Source organism: Pseudomonas tolaasii NCPPB 2192 (assembly GCF_002813445.1).
Lineage (GTDB): Bacteria > Pseudomonadota > Gammaproteobacteria > Pseudomonadales > Pseudomonadaceae > Aquipseudomonas > Aquipseudomonas tolaasii.
Map to the genome: position 1 here is coordinate 2,950,332 of NZ_PHHD01000001.1, position 16,421 is coordinate 2,966,752.

The following is a 16,421-nucleotide window of genomic DNA, read 5'->3' on the forward strand; positions in this document are numbered from 1 at the left end:
GCGTCGTTTTCGTCAACTTTGGAGTGTTTACAACAATGGCAAAAATCGTCGACATCAAAGGTCGTGAAGTTCTCGACTCCCGTGGCAACCCCACCGTCGAAGCCGACGTGCTTCTCGATAACGGCATCATCGGCAGCGCCTGCGCGCCGTCCGGTGCTTCTACCGGTTCGCGCGAAGCGCTGGAACTGCGTGATGGCGACAAGAGCCGTTACCTGGGCAAGGGTGTACTCAAGGCCGTAGCCAACATCAACGGCCCGATCCGTGACCTGCTGCTGGGCAAGGACCCGCTGGACCAGAAAGCCCTGGACCACGCGATGATCAAGCTCGACGGCACCGAAAACAAAGGCAGCCTGGGCGCCAACGCCATCCTCGCCGTGTCCCTGGCTGCCGCCAAGGCTGCTGCGCAGGACCAGGACCTGCCGCTGTACGCCCACATCGCCAACCTGAACGGTACTCCGGGTGTTTACTCGATGCCGGTGCCGATGATGAACATCATCAACGGTGGCGAGCACGCCGATAACAACGTCGACATCCAGGAATTCATGGTGCAGCCGGTTGGTGCCAAGACCTTCTCCGAAGGCCTGCGCATGGGCACCGAGATTTTCCATCACCTCAAGGCTGTGCTGAAGGCCCGTGGCCTGAGCACTGCTGTTGGCGACGAAGGCGGTTTTGCGCCGAACCTGGCGTCCAACGAAGATGCACTGAAAGTGATCTCCGAAGCGGTGGCCAACGCTGGTTACAAACTGGGCACCGACGTGACCCTGGCCCTGGACTGCGCCGCCAGCGAGTTCTACGAGGACGGTAAATACAACCTGTCCGGCGAAGGCCACGTGTTCACCTCCGAAGGTTTCGCGGATTACCTCAAAGGCCTGACCGAGCGTTACCCGATCATCTCCATCGAAGATGGCCTGGACGAGTCCGACTGGGCCGGCTGGAAAGTGCTGACCGACAAGATCGGCGAGAAAATCCAGCTGGTGGGCGACGACCTGTTTGTGACCAACACCAAGATCCTGAAAGAAGGCATCGACAAGTCGATCGCCAACTCGATCCTGATCAAGTTCAACCAGATCGGCACCCTGACCGAAACCCTGGAAGCCATCCAGATGGCCAAGGCTGCGGGCTACACCGCCGTGATCTCCCACCGCTCCGGCGAAACCGAAGATTCGACCATTGCCGACCTGGCTGTGGGCACCTCGGCCGGGCAGATCAAGACCGGTTCCCTGTGCCGCTCCGACCGCGTTTCCAAGTACAACCAATTGCTGCGTATCGAAGAGCAACTGGCTGGCAAAGCCAAGTACAACGGTCGCGGTGAGTTTCGCGGCTGATTGTTAAGTGGTAAAAAGCCTGTGGATTGCGTCGGAAATAACACGGTCGTGTGGATTTCGACGCTAATCTGATGGCTATCAAGCACAAGCCTGGTTCTTCCAGGCTTCGTGCTATCAGTTGTTGCAAAAGGTTTGCATGGCTGTCTTTTTTTACTGGATACCCGGATTTCGATGCGCAGTCCCAATTGGTTGTTCCTCGTCTTGCTCTTGTTGCTGGCTGGCCTGCAGTACCGCCTATGGGTCGGTAATGGCAGCTTTGCGCAGGTGAAAGAACTGACTCAGCAAATTGCCGACCAGCATGCCGAAAACGAACGTCTGCTGGAGCGCAACCGCGTGCTTGACGCTGAAGTGCTCGAGTTGAAAAAAGGTACGGAGACCGTTGAAGAGCGGGCTCGCCATGAGCTGGGCATGGTCAAGGACGGCGAAACCCTTTACCAGTTGGCCCAATGATCGACTCCCTGCCGGCCTTTTGGGCCGTGATTCCTGCCGCGGGCGTCGGTGCCCGTATGGCTGCGGACCGTCCCAAGCAATATCTGCAACTGGGCGGGCGCACAATTCTCGAACACAGCCTCGGCTGTTTTCTCGACCATCCCGGCCTCAAGGGGCTGGTGGTCAGTGTTGCTATCGATGATCCCTATTGGCCGAGTCTGCCGTGCGCCAACGACCCGCGCATCCTGCGCGCGGACGGTGGCACCGAGCGCTCGGGCTCGGTGCTTAATGCATTGCTGCAGCTGAACGCCCAAGGCGCCAGCGATGACGACTGGGTATTGGTGCACGATGCGGCGCGGCCCAATCTGAGCCGTGATGACCTCGATAAACTGCTGGCCGAGCTGGCGGATGACCCGGTGGGCGGTTTGCTGGCGGTGCCGGCACGCGACACGCTCAAGCGCGTCGACAGGCAGGGGCGCGTGGTGGAAACCGTCGACCGCAGCCTGATCTGGCAAGCCTACACGCCGCAGATGTTCCGCCTCGGTGCGTTGCATCGCGCCCTGGCTGACAGCCTGGTGGCGGATGCCGTGATCACCGATGAAGCCTCGGCCATGGAATGGTCCGGCCAGGCGCCGCGCCTGATCGAAGGGCGCTCGGACAATATCAAGGTCACGCGCCCGGAAGATCTGGAATGGCTCCGGTTGCGGTGGGCTAATCGGCGGTAGTCAGTTAAACCGCGTCGGCTTCATCGCAGGCAAGCCAGCTCCCACAGGTGATCACCTTTTTCCGGAGAACTCAGTCAAACGTGGGAGCTGGCTTGCCTGCGATGGCGCCGGCCCGGGCATACCATCATGACTGGCTGTACTCCGGCCGCTCGCCCAACCCTACCTTCAAAAAATCCACCAGCTTCCTGACCTTCGGCGACAAATGCCGTTGCTGCGGATACAACGCCCACACCGCCGTATTCGGCGGCTGATGCGCCTCCAGCAGCGAAACCAGCACGCCACTGTGCAAATGCTCCAGCACGTAGTAATCGGGCAACTGGCACAATCCAACCCCCTGTAACGCCGCATCCAGCACCGCCTGCCCACTGTTGCAGCGCCAGTTTCCCTGCACGCGCTGGGAAAATTCGCGCCCGTCCTGGGCCAGTTGCCAGATATCCGAGCTGCCGATCAGGCAGTTATGCCGACTCAATTCCGACAAACTATGTGGCCGCCCGTACCGTTCAAGGTAGGACGGCGACGCGCACAGGTACATGCGCCGGGGCGCCAAGCGGCTGGCGACCATTCGTGAGTCTTGCAACCGCCCGAGGCGAATCGCCAGGTCGAGGCCTTCATGCACCAGGTCCAGCTGGCGATTGGTCAGCTCGATATCCACCCGCAGCTGCGGGTACAGCCCCATGAATCGCGTGACCAGCGGCACGATAAAACGCTCGCCATAAGCCACCGCGCAGGTCATGCGCAACATGCCCTTGGGCTCGCTGGTGAGGTCGCCCACTGCGCGCAGCGCTTCTTCGCGACCGTCCTGCAGGCGTTGGCAGTGCTGCAAAAACGTCTGGCCGGCTTCGGTCAGGGTCACTTTACGGGTGCTGCGATACAGCAGCCGCGTTTGCAACCGTTCCTCAAGGCGCGCCACTTGCCGGCTGATGTGGGAAGACGACACCCCCAGTCGCTCGGCCGCTGCAGTGAACTGGCTGCATTCGGCAACCGCCACAAACTCGTCGATGCCTTCCCAGCGGTTTTCCAGCATGATGATTATCCCTGTACAGCAATAATGTTTTGCTTTTGTCCGGATTATTCATCAACAAGCCATGTTTTACACTCCCGGCTTCAGTTTTTAACCCATGGAGAAATCCGGATGATCAAGTCCCGTGCCGCCGTAGCCTTCGAAGCCAAGAAGCCCCTTGAGATCGTGGAAGTGGATGTGGCCATGCCCAAGGCGGGCGAAGTGTTGCTGCGGGTGGTCGCATCCGGCGTGTGCCATACCGACACCTACACCCTGTCTGGCGCCGATCCGGAAGGCATTTTTCCGTCGATCCTCGGCCACGAAGGCGGTGCGGTGGTTGAAGCGATCGGCGAAGGCGTGACCTCGGTGGCGGTGGGCGACCACGTGATCCCGCTGTACACCCCGGAATGTGGCAAGTGCAAATTCTGTCTGTCGGGCAAGACCAACCTGTGTCAGGCCATCCGTTCGACCCAGGGCAAAGGCCTGATGCCCGACGGCACCACGCGCTTTTCCTACAATGGCCAGCCGATTTTCCACTACATGGGCACCTCGACTTTCTCCGAGTACACCGTGTTGCCGGAAATTTCCGTAGCCAAGATCCCCAAAGAAGCGCCGCTGGAAAAAGTCTGCCTGCTGGGTTGCGGCGTCACCACCGGCATCGGCGCGGTGATCAACACCGCCAAGGTCAAGCCGGGTGATACCGTGGCCATCTTCGGCCTGGGCGGCATTGGCCTGTCGGCGGTGATCGGCGCGGTGAAAGCCAAGGCCGGTCGCATCATTGCCATCGACATCAACCCGGCCAAGTTCGAAATCGCCAGGCAACTGGGCGCCACCGACTGCATCAACCCGAAAGACTACGATCGCCCGATCCAGGACGTGATCGTCGACCTCACCGACGGCGGTGTGGATTTCTCCTTCGAGTGCATCGGCAACGTGCAACTGATGCGCGCCGCCCTTGAGTGCTGCCACAAAGGCTGGGGCGAGTCGGTGATCATCGGCGTGGCCGGTGCCGGCCAGGAAATCGCCACCCGCCCATTCCAGCTGGTGACCGGCCGCGTCTGGCGGGGTTCGGCGTTCGGTGGCGTGCGCGGTCGCAGCGAATTGCCAAGCTACGTGGAAATGGCCCAGACCGGCGAAATCCCGCTGGATACGTTCATCACCCATACCATGGGCCTGGAAGACATCAACAAAGCGTTTGACCTGATGCATGAAGGCAAGAGCATTCGTACCGTCATCCACTTCTGAGGTCCGCCATGAGTCTGGAAAACCTGTCATGCCAGAAGAGCTTCGGCGGCTGGCATAAACGCTACAAGCATCATTCCGAGGTGCTGGGCTGCGACATGACCTTCGCCGTCTACCTGCCGCCGCAAGCGGAACAGGGCGGCAAGTTGCCGGTGCTGTACTGGCTGTCGGGCCTGACCTGCACCGACGAGAACTTCATGCAGAAGGCCGGCGCCCAGCGCATGGCTGCCGAGCTGGGGTTGATTATCGTGGCGCCGGACACCAGCCCCCGCGGACCGGGTGTGCCGGGCGACCCGGACAACGCGTGGGATTTCGGCCTGGGTGCCGGTTTCTATCTGAATGCCACGCAGGAACCGTGGGCCAAGCACTATCGGATGCATGACTACGTGGTGCAGGAATTGCCCGCGTTGGTTGAAGCGCATTTCCCGGCGTCCGATAAACGCGGCATCAGCGGGCACTCCATGGGCGGCCACGGCGCGTTGGTGTGCGCCCTGCGCAACCCGGGGCGTTACCTGTCGGTGTCGGCGTTTTCGCCAATCAACAATCCGATGGATTGCCCGTGGGGCCAGAAAGCTTTCTCCCGTTACCTGGGCGAAGAACGTTCGAAATGGCGCGAATGGGATGCCTGCGTGCTGATCAGCGAAGCGTCGGAAAAGCTGCCGTTGCTGGTGGATCAGGGGGACCGCGACGATTTCCTGGCAGTGCAACTCAAGCCTGAAGCCCTGCAACAAGCGGCCAAGGCGGCGGGCCATCCGCTGGAAATGCGCCTGCAGCCGGGCTATGACCACAGCTACTTCTTTATCGCCAGCTTCATCGAAGACCATTTGCGACACCATGGTCGTGCTTTGCTCGGTTAATGTGAGGCAAAAGTAGGTAGAATCACGCCCTGAATTAAATCGGGGCGTTTTTTTATGCGTATTGGCCACGGCTACGATGTGCACCGTTTCGCCGAAGGCGACTTCATCACCCTGGGCGGCGTGCGTATCGCGCACCACCACGGGTTGCTGGCTCATTCCGACGGCGATGTTGTGTTGCATGCGTTGAGCGATGCCTTGCTCGGCGCGGCCGCGCTGGGCGATATCGGCAAACATTTTCCGGACACCGATCCCACCTTCAGGGGCGCGGACAGCCGTGTCCTGCTGCGCCATGTGGTCGGTCTGATCCACGCCAAGGGCTGGAAAGTCGGCAACGTCGATAACACCATCGTCGCCCAGGCGCCGAAAATGGCGCCGCATATCGAATCGATGCGCGCACTGATTGCCGCCGACCTGCAAATTGAACTGGATCAAGTCAACGTGAAAGCCACCACCACCGAAAAGCTCGGGTTTACCGGTCGTGAAGAGGGCATCGCGGTGCACTCCGTTGCCTTGTTGCTGCGCGCATGAATGATCTGGAATTGCTGGGCCCGCGGGCCTATGGCGAAGCGCTGGGCAGCGCGGTCCTGAAAGCGACGGCTGAAGATTTTCAAGTCGATGAAGTCCTCGACATCCCGCTGACCGGCGACGGCGAACACCTGTGGCTGTGGGTGGAAAAACGCGGCTTGAACACCGAAGAAGCGGCACGGCGCATTGCCAAGGCGGCGGGTGTGCCTTTGCGCACCGTCAGCTACGCCGGGCTCAAGGATCGCCAGGCGTTGACCCGCCAGTGGTTCAGCGTGCAGCTGCCGGGCAAGGCTGACCCGGACATGAGTGGCGCGGAAAACGACACCCTCAAGATCCTCAAAATAGCCCGCCACAAACGCAAGCTGCAACGCGGCGCCCATTCGGCCAACGGCTTCACCTTGCGCCTGACCCAGTTTGCCGGTGATGCCGCCGCCATTGACGCGCGGCTGCAACTGATTGCCAAACACGGCATTCCCAATTATTTCGGTGCCCAGCGTTTCGGGCACAACGGCGGCAACGTTGTGGACGCCCGCGAGTGGGCCGCGCGCAAGGCCTTGCCGGAGCAGCGCAATGTGCGCTCGCGGCTGCTCTCCACCGCGCGCAGTTTTTTGTTCAATAAAGTGTTGGCGGCACGCGTCGCTGACGGCTCCTGGCAGCGGGCCCAGGTCGGCGATTTGCTGGCGTTTACCGACAGTCGCAGTTTTTTTCCGGCGGGAGAGGCTGAATGCAGCGACCCGCGCCTGGCCATTCTCGACCTGCACCCCACCGGGCCGCAGTGGGGCGAGGGTGGTTCGCCGGCGTCCGGCGCGCCCCATGAACTTGAGCAAAAGGTCGCTGCCGGTGAGGCCGACCTGCGCGATTGGCTGGTGAATGCGGGCATGAGCCAGGAGCGTCGCATTCTGCGACTGCCCATTGGCGGGTTGACGTGGCATTATCCCGGGCCTGACATTCTGCAATTGGAATTCGTCCTGCCGGCCGGATGCTTCGCCACTGTCTTGGTGCGCGAGCTTGTTGATCTGGTGCCGGTGGGGCAGACGGACAGCCCATGCGTATTCTGATATCAAACGATGACGGTGCCACCGCACCCGGTCTTGCCGCGCTCTATGGCGCGCTGGAAGATTATGCCGAGTGCGTGGTGGTCGCCCCGGACCAGGACAAGAGCGGCGCCAGCAGTTCGCTGACGCTCGACCGTCCGCTGCACCCGCAGGTCCTGGCCAATGGCTTTATCAGCGTGAACGGTACCCCTACCGACTGCGTGCACCTGGCGATCAACAGCCTGTTGGATCAGGAGCCGGACATCGTGGTGTCGGGCATCAACCTCGGCGCCAACCTGGGCGATGACGTGCTGTACTCCGGTACTGTGGCGGCAGCCCTGGAAGGGCGCTTTCTGGGGCGGACCTCGTTCGCGTTTTCCTTCGCCTCGCGGCAACTGGATAACCTGGCGACGGCGGCCTACTTCGCGCGCAAGCTGGTGCAAGCGCATGGTTCCCTGCAGTTGCCGCCGCGCACAGTGCTCAACGTCAATATTCCCAACCTGCCCCTCGACCATATTCGCGGCATCCAGCTGACGCGCCTGGGCCATCGCGCCCGTGCAGCGGCGCCGTTGAAGGTGGTCGATCCGCGCGGCAAGGAAGGCTATTGGATCGCGGCAGCGGGCGACGCCGAAGACGGTGGCCCCGGCACAGACTTTCATGCGGTGATGCAAGGTTATGTTTCGATTACCCCGTTGCAACTTGATCGCACCTTCAGTGATGCCTTCAGTAGCCTTGATGGCTGGCTTGAGGGGTTGCGTTGATGGCGCGTGAACAAGACGAAATGCTGCGCCGTGGCATCGGTATGACCTCCCAGCGTACCCGCGAGCGTTTGATCCAGCGTCTGTATGAAGAAGGCCTGTCCAACGCGCAGGTGCTGGAGGTCATCCGCCGTACGCCGCGCCACCTGTTCGTGGATGAAGCGCTGGCGCACCGTGCCTATGAAGACACCGCGCTGCCGATCGGCCACAACCAGACCATCTCCCAGCCTTATATGGTCGCGCGCATGAGCGAGCTGCTGCTGGCGGCGGGCCCGCTGGACAAGGTGCTGGAGATCGGCACCGGCTCCGGTTACCAGACCGCCGTGCTGTCGCAACTGGTGGAGCGGGTGTTCTCGGTTGAGCGCATCAAGGTCCTGCAGGACCGCGCCAAGGAGCGTCTGGTCGAGTTGAACCTGCGTAACGTGGTGTTTCGTTGGGGCGATGGCTGGGAAGGCTGGCCGGCGCTGGCGCCCTATAACGGTATTATCGTGACTGCCGTGGCGACCGACGTACCCCAGGCGTTGCTGGACCAACTGGCCCCTGGCGGGCGGTTGGTGATCCCGGTGGGCTCCGGCGAAGTGCAACAATTGATGCTCATTATTCGTGAGGAAGAAGGCTTTTCACGCCATCTGTTGGGCGCCGTGCGTTTTGTGCCGTTGCTCAATGGGCCATTGGCCTGATCATTTATTCGCAGGCAGTGAATTCTGTTGGCGGGGATGTGTCTTACGGCGGGGTCAGTTGAGTCAACATGATCGGCATTCGGTTTTAAACACGATGAATTTTTCGTTTCAGCCGTGTGCCGGTAAAAAGCCAATGCCCAGTTATACTTGCGACATATTTCAAGCCTGATACAGGCATTCATGTTCAGCCACCACAAAGGGAGCGGCGGGTGAGTCTCACAGGTCTTGCGCAGCGTATGAGTAAAACAAGTTTTCAGCGACTGGTGCTTGGCCTTGTCTTGAGTTCCGTATTGGTGGGTTGCTCCAGCTCGCCGTCCAGTGGCGCCAGGGTTGTCGACCGCAGTAACGCCCGCGCCGTCCCGCAAAAGCCGACGGTCACAACAGGCCAATACGTCGTGCGCAAGGGCGACACAATGTTCTCGATCGCCTTCCGTTACGGTTGGGATTACAAGGCGCTCGCAGCTCGTAACAATATTCCTGTGCCATATACGATACATCCGGGGCAGACCATCCGTTTCGACGGGCGCACGGGTTCCGCGCCCGCAACCGTCGTGACAACGACCGGATCTTCGCCGTCGTCTTCGAGCAAAACCACCATCATCACCCGGCCTGCAGGCACCGCCACGCCTGCGGTTGCGAGCAAACCGGCACCCGCGCCGCTACCGCCTGCAGGGCCCGCTCCGACCGGTTGGGGGTGGCCATCCAACGGCGTGCTGATTGGAAAATTCTCTTCAAACGGTAGTTTGAATAAAGGCATTGATATCGCCGGAGATTTGGGACAGCCTGTTTTAGCTGCGTCTGATGGGACAGTGGTTTACGCCGGGAGTGGTTTGCGGGGCTACGGCGAGCTGGTCATCATCAAACACAGCGATACCTACGTCAGTGCTTACGGCCACAACCGTAGGCTGTTGGTTCGGGAGGGGCAGCAGGTCAAAGTCGGACAGACAATTGCCGAAATGGGGTCAACGGGTACAGACCGGGTGAAACTGCACTTTGAGATTCGCCGTCAAGGGAAGCCTGTAGATCCGCTGCAATTCCTGCCCCGTCGTTGATGTGTTGCCAGCCTGTTCCCTCACGTAGAAGGAACAGGCTCCAGCGTTGCCAAGGATAAAGGCGTCGCTTGAGCTTGAGGTCGAACTCACCAAAGGACTATAACAATGGCTCTCAGTAAAGAAGCGCCGGAGTTTGACATCGACGATGAGGTTCTCCTTGAAATGGAGATTCTCACCGAAAAGGAATCGATGTCGAATGATGAAGGGTCTGCTACACCTTCAGTTCGCACCAAATCCAAGAACTCCACCGCGTTAAAGCAACACAAGTACATTGACTACACCCGGGCGCTCGACGCGACCCAGCTGTACCTCAATGAAATCGGCTTTTCCCCTCTGCTTACCCCCGAAGAAGAAGTCCACTTTGCGCGCTTGTCGCAAAAGGGCGATCCGGCCGGGCGCAAGCGCATGATTGAAAGCAACCTGCGCCTGGTGGTCAAAATCGCCCGACGCTACGTCAATCGTGGCTTGTCTCTGTTGGACCTGATCGAGGAGGGCAACCTGGGCTTGATCCGGGCGGTAGAGAAGTTCGACCCTGAGCGGGGCTTCCGCTTTTCCACGTATGCGACCTGGTGGATTCGCCAGACCATCGAACGGGCGATCATGAATCAGACCCGCACGATCCGGTTGCCGATCCATGTGGTCAAGGAGCTTAACGTCTACCTGCGGGCAGCGCGTGAGCTTACCCAAAAACTCGATCATGAACCTTCGCCTGAAGAAATCGCCAACCTGCTGGAAAAACCGGTAGGGGAGGTCAAGCGCATGCTTGGCCTGAACGAGCGTGTGTCTTCGGTCGATGTCTCGCTGGGTCCGGATTCGGATAAAACCCTGCTGGACACCCTGACGGATGATCGTCCTACAGACCCTTGCGAGCTGTTGCAGGACGATGATCTTTCCCAAAGCATTGACCAGTGGCTCTCCGAGCTCACGGACAAGCAGCGTGAAGTGGTGATTCGCCGCTTCGGCCTGCGCGGCCATGAGAGCAGTACCCTGGAGGATGTAGGCCTGGAAATCGGCCTGACCCGCGAGCGGGTGCGGCAGATCCAGGTCGAGGGCCTCAAGCGTTTGCGGGAGATCCTTGAGAAGAATGGCTTGTCGAGTGAGTCGTTGTTTCAATAGCGACGCGTAAGCAGGCATGAAAACGCCCGGTGCATGAAGATGCACCGGGCGTTTTGCTGTTCGCTGATCGTTCCCACGCTCTGCGTGGGAATGCCTCTTGTGACGCTCTGCGTCACGCGTTGGGACGCAGAGCGTCCCTGGCTGCATTCCCCACGCAGAGCGTGGGAACGATCGGCATAAAAAAACCCCGCTTTTAAGGGCGGGGTTTTTTCGACTAAGTCAGTACAAGTTAGATAACTTGAACTTCCTCAGCTTGCATGCCTTTCTGACCGCGGGTAGCGATGAAAGAAACCTGTTGGCCTTCTTTCAGGCTTTTGAAGCCGTCGGATTGGATAGCTTTGAAGTGAACGAACAGGTCGTCACCGGATTGTGGAGTGATGAAGCCGAAGCCTTTTTCATCGTTGAACCACTTAACGGTACCAGTTTGGCGATTAGACATGGTGTATCTCCTTGGACAAAGTTAACTGCGACTCAGGAAAAGCCCTGGCCGAGACTGAGTGCAAAGAGCAGGAAAAATTCTTGGAGATGGTTGGATCGAAATTCAACATATCGTGTAGAGATTCTCAGTGACACAAGCAGCACAGTGGCGCCACCTTAACCCTTTTTCCGGGACGTGCCAATGGTAATTCCGAAGGTTTCTCCATTTTCGTGACTGGCGGTGGTATTTACGATCACTGCGTGCCCCGATTGCGGTCCCGGCCCCGCTGGCCGCGGCTTATAGAGGCACGCGCATTCATCAAGAAAAGCCCCGCGCCCTTTGAACCATGGGGCCGGCCCCGGTAAGATGCCCAACAGAATTTTTCCACCTCGCTATTCAGGACACCCGCCATGAGCATCAAATCGGACAAGTGGATTCGCCGCATGGCGCAAGAGCACGGCATGATCGAACCCTTCGTAGAGCGCCAGATGCGCGGCGAAGGCGCCGAACGCCTGATCTCGTACGGGGTTTCCAGCTACGGCTACGACGTGCGTTGTGCCGATGAATTCAAGGTGTTTACCAACATCAATTCGGCGACCGTGGACCCGAAAAACTTCGACGAAAAAAGCTTTGTCGATATCAAGAGCGACGTGTGCATCATCCCGCCAAACTCCTTTGCTCTGGCGCGCACCGTTGAGTTCTTCCGCATTCCGCGTGACGTACTGACCATCTGCCTGGGTAAAAGCACCTACGCCCGTTGCGGCATCATCGTCAACGTGACCCCGCTTGAGCCGGAGTGGGAAGGCCATGTGACCCTGGAGTTCTCCAACACCACCACACTGCCGGCCAAGATCTACGCCAACGAAGGTGTGGCGCAGATGCTGTTCCTGCAGTCCGACGAGGCCTGTGAAGTGTCCTACAAGGACCGTGGCGGCAAGTATCAGGGCCAGCGCGGCGTCACTCTCCCACGCGCTTGATCGAAAGGTCTTACATGCGAAGGGAATTTGTCTGCGGGAAGTGACTCTATTGGGTGTACTGCCTCGACGCGTGCAAAACGCGTCGGGCCACGCTTGAGGAGTACTGTATGAAGATCGACCCGCGAATAAGCGCCGAACTCGCCCGGCTTGAACCCAACCAGATTGGTGTTCTGGCCTGGTCCCTGATGGCCGATCCCGCCTTCGCCGGCGGCATTCCCGGCCAACCCGAACCCGACTACCCCCAACCGACCGAACCTGGCGAACCGGTGCTTCCGGACGAGCCGCCACCCGCACCGGTCGCGTAACCTCGCCGGTGTGGCCGGTTCTTCACTGGACCGGCCACACTGTCTGATCGCCAATCACAAAGATCTGCTGATGGGCGTTGCGCTCCACGCAATAGCCCCCGGTGAACGCCCCAAACGCCGGCAGCAGGCTGACATGCCCGCCCATCTGAAAACACGGCAGGCGCAGGCTTTGGCGCCCCTTGCCCCGCAGGCGGTACACGGGATGCACATGCCCGGCCAGTACATGGTGGCTGGCGTGTACCTCGGGTTCGTGCTGTAACGCGAACGGCCCCAGCAGTAGAGGCTCGGTCACCACCTCAATGTCCAGGTCGGCGGGCGGGTCGCCCGCGCGTTTATCGTGATTACCGCGGATCAGCACCAGGCTCAGGCCGGCATGACGCGCCCGCCACGCCCTCAGCGCGCTCAAGGTGCCACTGGCATGCGAGCCGGGACCATGCAGAAAATCACCGAGAAAGATCACCTGGTCACATTCAAATGCGGCCAGCAGCCGGTCCAGCTTCAGCAGGTTTTCGCGGGTGGTGCCCTGTGGCACCGGCTGCCCGAGGCTGCGATAGGCCGACGCCTTGCCAAAATGCGCGTCGGCAATCAGCAGGCATTTGCGCGCGGGCCAATACACCGCCTTGTCCGCCAGCAACAGCAGTTCTTCACCTTCAAGTACCCATGAACAGTGCATCAGCGCTTCCCGTTGTCCGCGACTTTTTCCAGATCCTTGACCATTCGCGCAATGCGCTCCGAGAGTTTTTCCGAACTCATGCTTTCGCGCATGCGCTCCACCAGCAGCGGAAATGCCAGCGGTGTAGGCCGATCAATCACATGCAGGTCCATTTTCAGCGTTGAAAGATGCCGCAATGTCTCTTCCAGCCGGCGAATATCCAACTCGTCACGCAGGACTTCTTCCCCGGCCTGGGTCAGCAGCAGGTTCTGCGGGTCATATTGTTTGAACACTTCGAAAAACAGCCCGCTTGAGGCTTGTACCTGCCGCGTGCTTTTCGGCGCACCGGGGTACCCGGCAAACACCAGCCCGGCAATGCGCGCGATCTCACGGAAACGGCGCAGGGCCAGTTCACCGGCGTTCAGGCTGGCGGCAACGTCCTCCAGCAGGTTTTCCGGGCTCAGCAAGGCCTCGTTCAGCAACAGCGGCCAATCCACCGGCGTGGCGCTCAGCAGCTCCAGCCCGTAGTCATTCACCGCAATCGAGAAGGTCACCGGCTGACGCTGGCTGACCCGCCACGCCAGCAAGCTCGCCAGCCCCAGGTGCACCTGACGCCCGGCAAACGGGTAAAGAAACAGGTGCCAGCCTTCAAGTGATTTCAGCGCCTCTGCCAGCAAATGCTCGCGCGTCGGCAGGCCCGACCAGCGCAACTGCGTCTGCAACAAGGGTTGCACCGCCTGCATTTCCGGCCCTTCATACCGCCCATGCGCCGCCGCGTCGAACCGCTCGACCACCGCCTGCGCCAGTTCGTTGGAAAGCGGCATGCGCCCGCCGTTCCAGCGCGGTACGGCGGCCTTCTTCGCGGTGCTGCGGCGCACGTAGGCGGTCATGTTTTCCACCCGCACCAGCTCCAGCAACCGCCCGGCAAACAGGAAGCCATCACCCGGCTTGAGCCGTGCGATAAACCCTTCCTCGACACTGCCCAGGTTCTTGCCGCCGCCGCCCTTGCTCCAGAATTTCAGCTGGATACTCGCATCGCTGACGATGGTGCCCACGCTCATGCGATGCCGCCGTGCCAGCCGGGCATCCGGCACGCGCCAGACGCCATGTTCGTCGGGCTCGACGCGGCGGTAATCCGGATAAGCCGTCAGCGACAGGCCACCATGGCGCACAAACCCCAGCGCCCAGGCCCAATCCTCATCGGTGAGGTCTTTGTAGGCCCAGGCGCCGCGCACTTCCGACAGCAACGCGTCAGGCGTGAACCCGCCGCCGAGTGCCATGCTCACCAAGTGCTGTACGAGCACATCCAATGGCTTGTAAGGGGATTCCCGCGCTTCGATGCGACGCTGTGCAATGGCGTCCTGGGCTGCCGCGGCTTCCACCAGTTCCAGGCTATGGGTCGGCACCAGCGTCACCCGCGATGGCCGCCCCGGCGCATGCCCGGAGCGCCCGGCGCGCTGCATCAGGCGCGCCACGCCTTTGGCCGAGCCGATCTGCAGCACGCGCTCCACCGGCAGAAAATCCACCCCCAGATCCAGGCTGGACGTGCACACCACGGCCTTGAGCTGGCCGTCTTTCAGCGCCCGCTCCACCCAGTCGCGGGTCTCTCGCGACAGCGAGCCGTGGTGCAAGGCAATCAGCCCGGCCCAATCCGGGCGAGCGTCGAGTATTGCCTGGTACCAGATTTCCGACTGCGCCCGTGTATTGGTAAACACCAGGCAACTGCTGCTGGACTCCACCTCGGCCACCACCTGCGGCAACATCTTCAAGCCGATATGCCCGGCCCAGGGGAACCGTTCGGTGACTGGCGGCAGCAAAGTGTCGACCAACAATTGTTTGGCGGTTTGCCCCTGCACATTGATCCCGTCACCTTGTGGGACCAAGACCTCCAGCGCGTGAGCCTGATTACCCAGCGTCGCGGAAATCCCCCACACCATCAGGTCAGGATGCCAGCGCCGCAGCCGCGCCAAGGCCAGTTGCAGCTGCACACCGCGTTTATTGCCGATCAGTTCATGCCACTCGTCCACGATCACCATGCGCAGATGGCCCAGGCTCACTTCGCTGTCGGCGCGAGCGAGCATCAGCGTCAGGCTTTCCGGCGTGGTGACCAGCGCGGTGGGCTGGCGGCGTGTCTGGCGGGCGCGCTCACTGCTGCTGGTGTCGCCCGTGCGCAGGCCGACGCTCCACGGAATCTCCAGGGCGGCCAGTGGCGCTTCCAGCGCCCGCGCCGTATCGGCCGCCAACGCGCGCATTGGCGTGATCCACAGCACTGTCAGGGGTTCGGCAGGCGGCTTGCGTTTGCCGGTGGCGGGCGGGCGGGTGATGGCGAAGCGATTGAGCGCGGCAAACCAGAGCGCGTAGGTTTTACCTGCGCCGGTGCTGGCATGCAGCAAGCCCGATTGCCCATTTTTGACTGCGGCCCACACCGCTTTCTGGAAGGCGAACGGTTTCCAGCCTTTGGCGGCAAACCATTGCTTGGCGAAGTCGACGGGTTTTGCCATTCGGCAGCTGACGCTCTGGAGGCTCTCTTTCAGAGACCCTCCAGGCGCCGCAAAGGTTTACTTCAAATTGCCACTCAGGAATTGTTGCAAGCGCTCGCTCTTAGGGTTGCCGAGTACATCCTCAGGCGCGCCTTGCTCTTCCACCAGGCCTTTGTGCAGGAACAACACCTGGCTCGACACCTTGCGCGCAAAGCTCATCTCGTGGGTGACCATGATCATGGTGCGGCCTTCCTCGGCCAGCCCCTGGATCACCTTCAGCACTTCCCCCACCAGTTCCGGGTCGAGGGCCGAAGTGGGCTCGTCGAACAGCATCACTTCGGGTTCCATGGCCAGGGCGCGGGCGATGGCCACCCGTTGTTGCTGGCCGCCGGACAGAAACGCCGGGTATTGATCGGCCACACGCGCCGGCAAACCCACCTTGTCGAGGTAGCGGCGGGCGCGGTCTTCGGCGTCTTTCTTGCTGCAGCCCAGCACCCGGCGCGGGGCCATGGTGATGTTTTCCAGCACGCTCATGTGGCTCCACAGGTTGAAATGCTGGAACACCATGGCCAGCCGGGTGCGCAGGCGTTGCAGCTCGGCGTCGTCGGCCACGCGCATGCCGTGGCGGTCGCTGACCATGCGGATCGGCTGGCCGTCCAGGGTCATGGCCCCGTCGTTGGGGGTTTCCAGGAAGTTGATGCAGCGCAAAAAGGTACTTTTGCCCGAGCCGCTGGCGCCGATCAGGCTGATCACGTCGCCGGTCCTGGCCTTGAGCGAAACACCTTTGAGCACTTCATTGTCGCCATAGCTTTTATGCAGGCCTTCAACGGTCAATTTGTACATGGG

18 protein-coding genes are annotated in these 16,421 nt (G+C 60.8%); 13 read left to right on the plus strand and 5 right to left on the minus strand.

What is annotated here, in order from left to right:
• Window positions 1-35: 35 nt before the first annotated feature.
• The 3 genes from eno (at window position 36) to ispD (ending at window position 2,479) form a co-directional block, all read left to right on the plus strand.
• The gene (eno, locus tag ATI14_RS13655) at window positions 36-1,325 is read left to right on the plus strand and encodes a phosphopyruvate hydratase (RefSeq protein ID WP_016974419.1); all 1,290 of its coding nucleotides are present in this window, start codon (window positions 36-38) and stop codon (window positions 1,323-1,325) included.
• Between the two features lie 171 nt (window positions 1,326-1,496).
• Window positions 1,497-1,775 carry a cell division protein FtsB gene (ftsB, locus tag ATI14_RS13660; protein WP_016974420.1) on the plus strand — a complete coding sequence of 93 codons (279 nt, stop codon included), beginning with the start codon at window positions 1,497-1,499 and terminating at the stop codon, window positions 1,773-1,775.
• Window positions 1,772-2,479, plus strand: a complete 708-nt coding sequence (gene ispD, locus ATI14_RS13665) for a 2-C-methyl-D-erythritol 4-phosphate cytidylyltransferase (protein ID WP_016974421.1) — start codon at window positions 1,772-1,774, stop codon at window positions 2,477-2,479. Before ftsB ends, ispD begins: the two co-directional genes overlap by 4 nt.
• A 124-nt stretch (window positions 2,480-2,603) precedes the next feature.
• On the opposite strand, the gene ATI14_RS13670 is transcribed toward ispD, so the two are convergent.
• Window positions 2,604-3,503 (minus strand): LysR substrate-binding domain-containing protein, encoded by a 900-nt coding sequence (locus ATI14_RS13670; protein WP_016974422.1) that lies wholly within the window; start codon window positions 3,501-3,503, stop codon window positions 2,604-2,606.
• Window positions 3,504-3,611: 108 nt separating this feature from the next.
• Between ATI14_RS13670 and ATI14_RS13675 the strand changes: the two genes are divergently transcribed.
• The 8 genes from ATI14_RS13675 (at window position 3,612) to rpoS (ending at window position 10,743) form a co-directional block, all read left to right on the plus strand.
• Window positions 3,612-4,724 (plus strand): S-(hydroxymethyl)glutathione dehydrogenase/class III alcohol dehydrogenase, encoded by a 1,113-nt coding sequence (locus tag ATI14_RS13675; protein WP_080519828.1) that lies wholly within the window; start codon window positions 3,612-3,614, stop codon window positions 4,722-4,724.
• Window positions 4,725-4,732: 8 nt separating this feature from the next.
• Window positions 4,733-5,578 carry an S-formylglutathione hydrolase gene (gene fghA / locus ATI14_RS13680; RefSeq protein WP_016974424.1) on the plus strand — a complete coding sequence of 282 codons (846 nt, stop codon included), beginning with the start codon at window positions 4,733-4,735 and terminating at the stop codon, window positions 5,576-5,578.
• 54 nt (window positions 5,579-5,632) lie between these two features.
• Window positions 5,633-6,106, plus strand: coding sequence for a 2-C-methyl-D-erythritol 2,4-cyclodiphosphate synthase (gene ispF, locus ATI14_RS13685; protein WP_016974425.1), 474 nt, complete (start codon window positions 5,633-5,635; stop codon window positions 6,104-6,106).
• Window positions 6,103-7,161 (plus strand): tRNA pseudouridine(13) synthase TruD, encoded by a 1,059-nt coding sequence (gene truD, locus ATI14_RS13690; protein ID WP_016974426.1) that lies wholly within the window; start codon window positions 6,103-6,105, stop codon window positions 7,159-7,161. Before ispF ends, truD begins: the two co-directional genes overlap by 4 nt.
• The gene (gene surE / locus ATI14_RS13695) at window positions 7,149-7,898 is read left to right on the plus strand and encodes a 5'/3'-nucleotidase SurE (protein ID WP_016974427.1); all 750 of its coding nucleotides are present in this window, start codon (window positions 7,149-7,151) and stop codon (window positions 7,896-7,898) included. The genes truD and surE overlap by 13 nt, the downstream gene beginning before the upstream one ends.
• A 41-nt stretch (window positions 7,899-7,939) precedes the next feature.
• Entirely contained in the window at window positions 7,940-8,575 is a 636-nt protein-coding gene (locus ATI14_RS13700) for a protein-L-isoaspartate(D-aspartate) O-methyltransferase (RefSeq protein WP_177006119.1), read from the plus strand.
• A 209-nt stretch (window positions 8,576-8,784) separates the two neighbouring features.
• Window positions 8,785-9,627 (plus strand): peptidoglycan DD-metalloendopeptidase family protein, encoded by an 843-nt coding sequence (locus tag ATI14_RS13705; RefSeq protein WP_026082979.1) that lies wholly within the window; start codon window positions 8,785-8,787, stop codon window positions 9,625-9,627.
• Window positions 9,628-9,732: 105 nt separating this feature from the next.
• Window positions 9,733-10,743: an RNA polymerase sigma factor RpoS gene (gene rpoS / locus ATI14_RS13710; protein ID WP_016974430.1), complete on the plus strand. Its 1,011-nt coding sequence runs from the start codon at window positions 9,733-9,735 to the stop codon at window positions 10,741-10,743.
• A gap of 229 nt (window positions 10,744-10,972) precedes the next feature.
• On the opposite strand, the gene ATI14_RS13715 is transcribed toward rpoS, so the two are convergent.
• A complete protein-coding gene (locus tag ATI14_RS13715; RefSeq protein WP_002554837.1) occupies window positions 10,973-11,182 on the minus strand; it encodes a cold-shock protein in 210 nt (69 codons plus the stop codon).
• Between the two features lie 389 nt (window positions 11,183-11,571).
• Here ATI14_RS13715 and dcd point away from each other — a divergent pair, with 389 nt between their 5' ends.
• Together dcd and ATI14_RS13725 are read left to right on the plus strand one after the other, a co-directional pair.
• Window positions 11,572-12,138, plus strand: coding sequence for a dCTP deaminase (gene dcd, locus ATI14_RS13720; protein WP_016973172.1), 567 nt, complete (start codon window positions 11,572-11,574; stop codon window positions 12,136-12,138).
• Between the two features lie 107 nt (window positions 12,139-12,245).
• A complete protein-coding gene (locus ATI14_RS13725) occupies window positions 12,246-12,443 on the plus strand; it encodes a hypothetical protein (protein ID WP_016973171.1) in 198 nt (65 codons plus the stop codon).
• 22 nt (window positions 12,444-12,465) lie between these two features.
• Here ATI14_RS13725 and pdeM read toward each other — a convergent pair whose 3' ends face one another.
• From pdeM to ATI14_RS13740, 3 genes are read right to left on the minus strand one after another with little or no spacing between them, the layout of a single operon-like run.
• A complete protein-coding gene (pdeM, locus tag ATI14_RS13730; protein WP_016973170.1) occupies window positions 12,466-13,116 on the minus strand; it encodes a ligase-associated DNA damage response endonuclease PdeM in 651 nt (216 codons plus the stop codon).
• Complete coding sequence (locus ATI14_RS13735) at window positions 13,116-15,596, minus strand: ligase-associated DNA damage response DEXH box helicase (RefSeq protein WP_016973169.1); 2,481 nt, start codon at window positions 15,594-15,596, stop codon at window positions 13,116-13,118. The genes pdeM and ATI14_RS13735 overlap by 1 nt, the downstream gene beginning before the upstream one ends.
• A 57-nt stretch (window positions 15,597-15,653) precedes the next feature.
• On the minus strand, window positions 15,654-16,418 hold the full coding sequence (locus ATI14_RS13740) for an ABC transporter ATP-binding protein (protein WP_016973168.1): 765 nt from the start codon (window positions 16,416-16,418) through the stop codon (window positions 15,654-15,656).
• Window positions 16,419-16,421 lie beyond the last annotated feature (3 nt).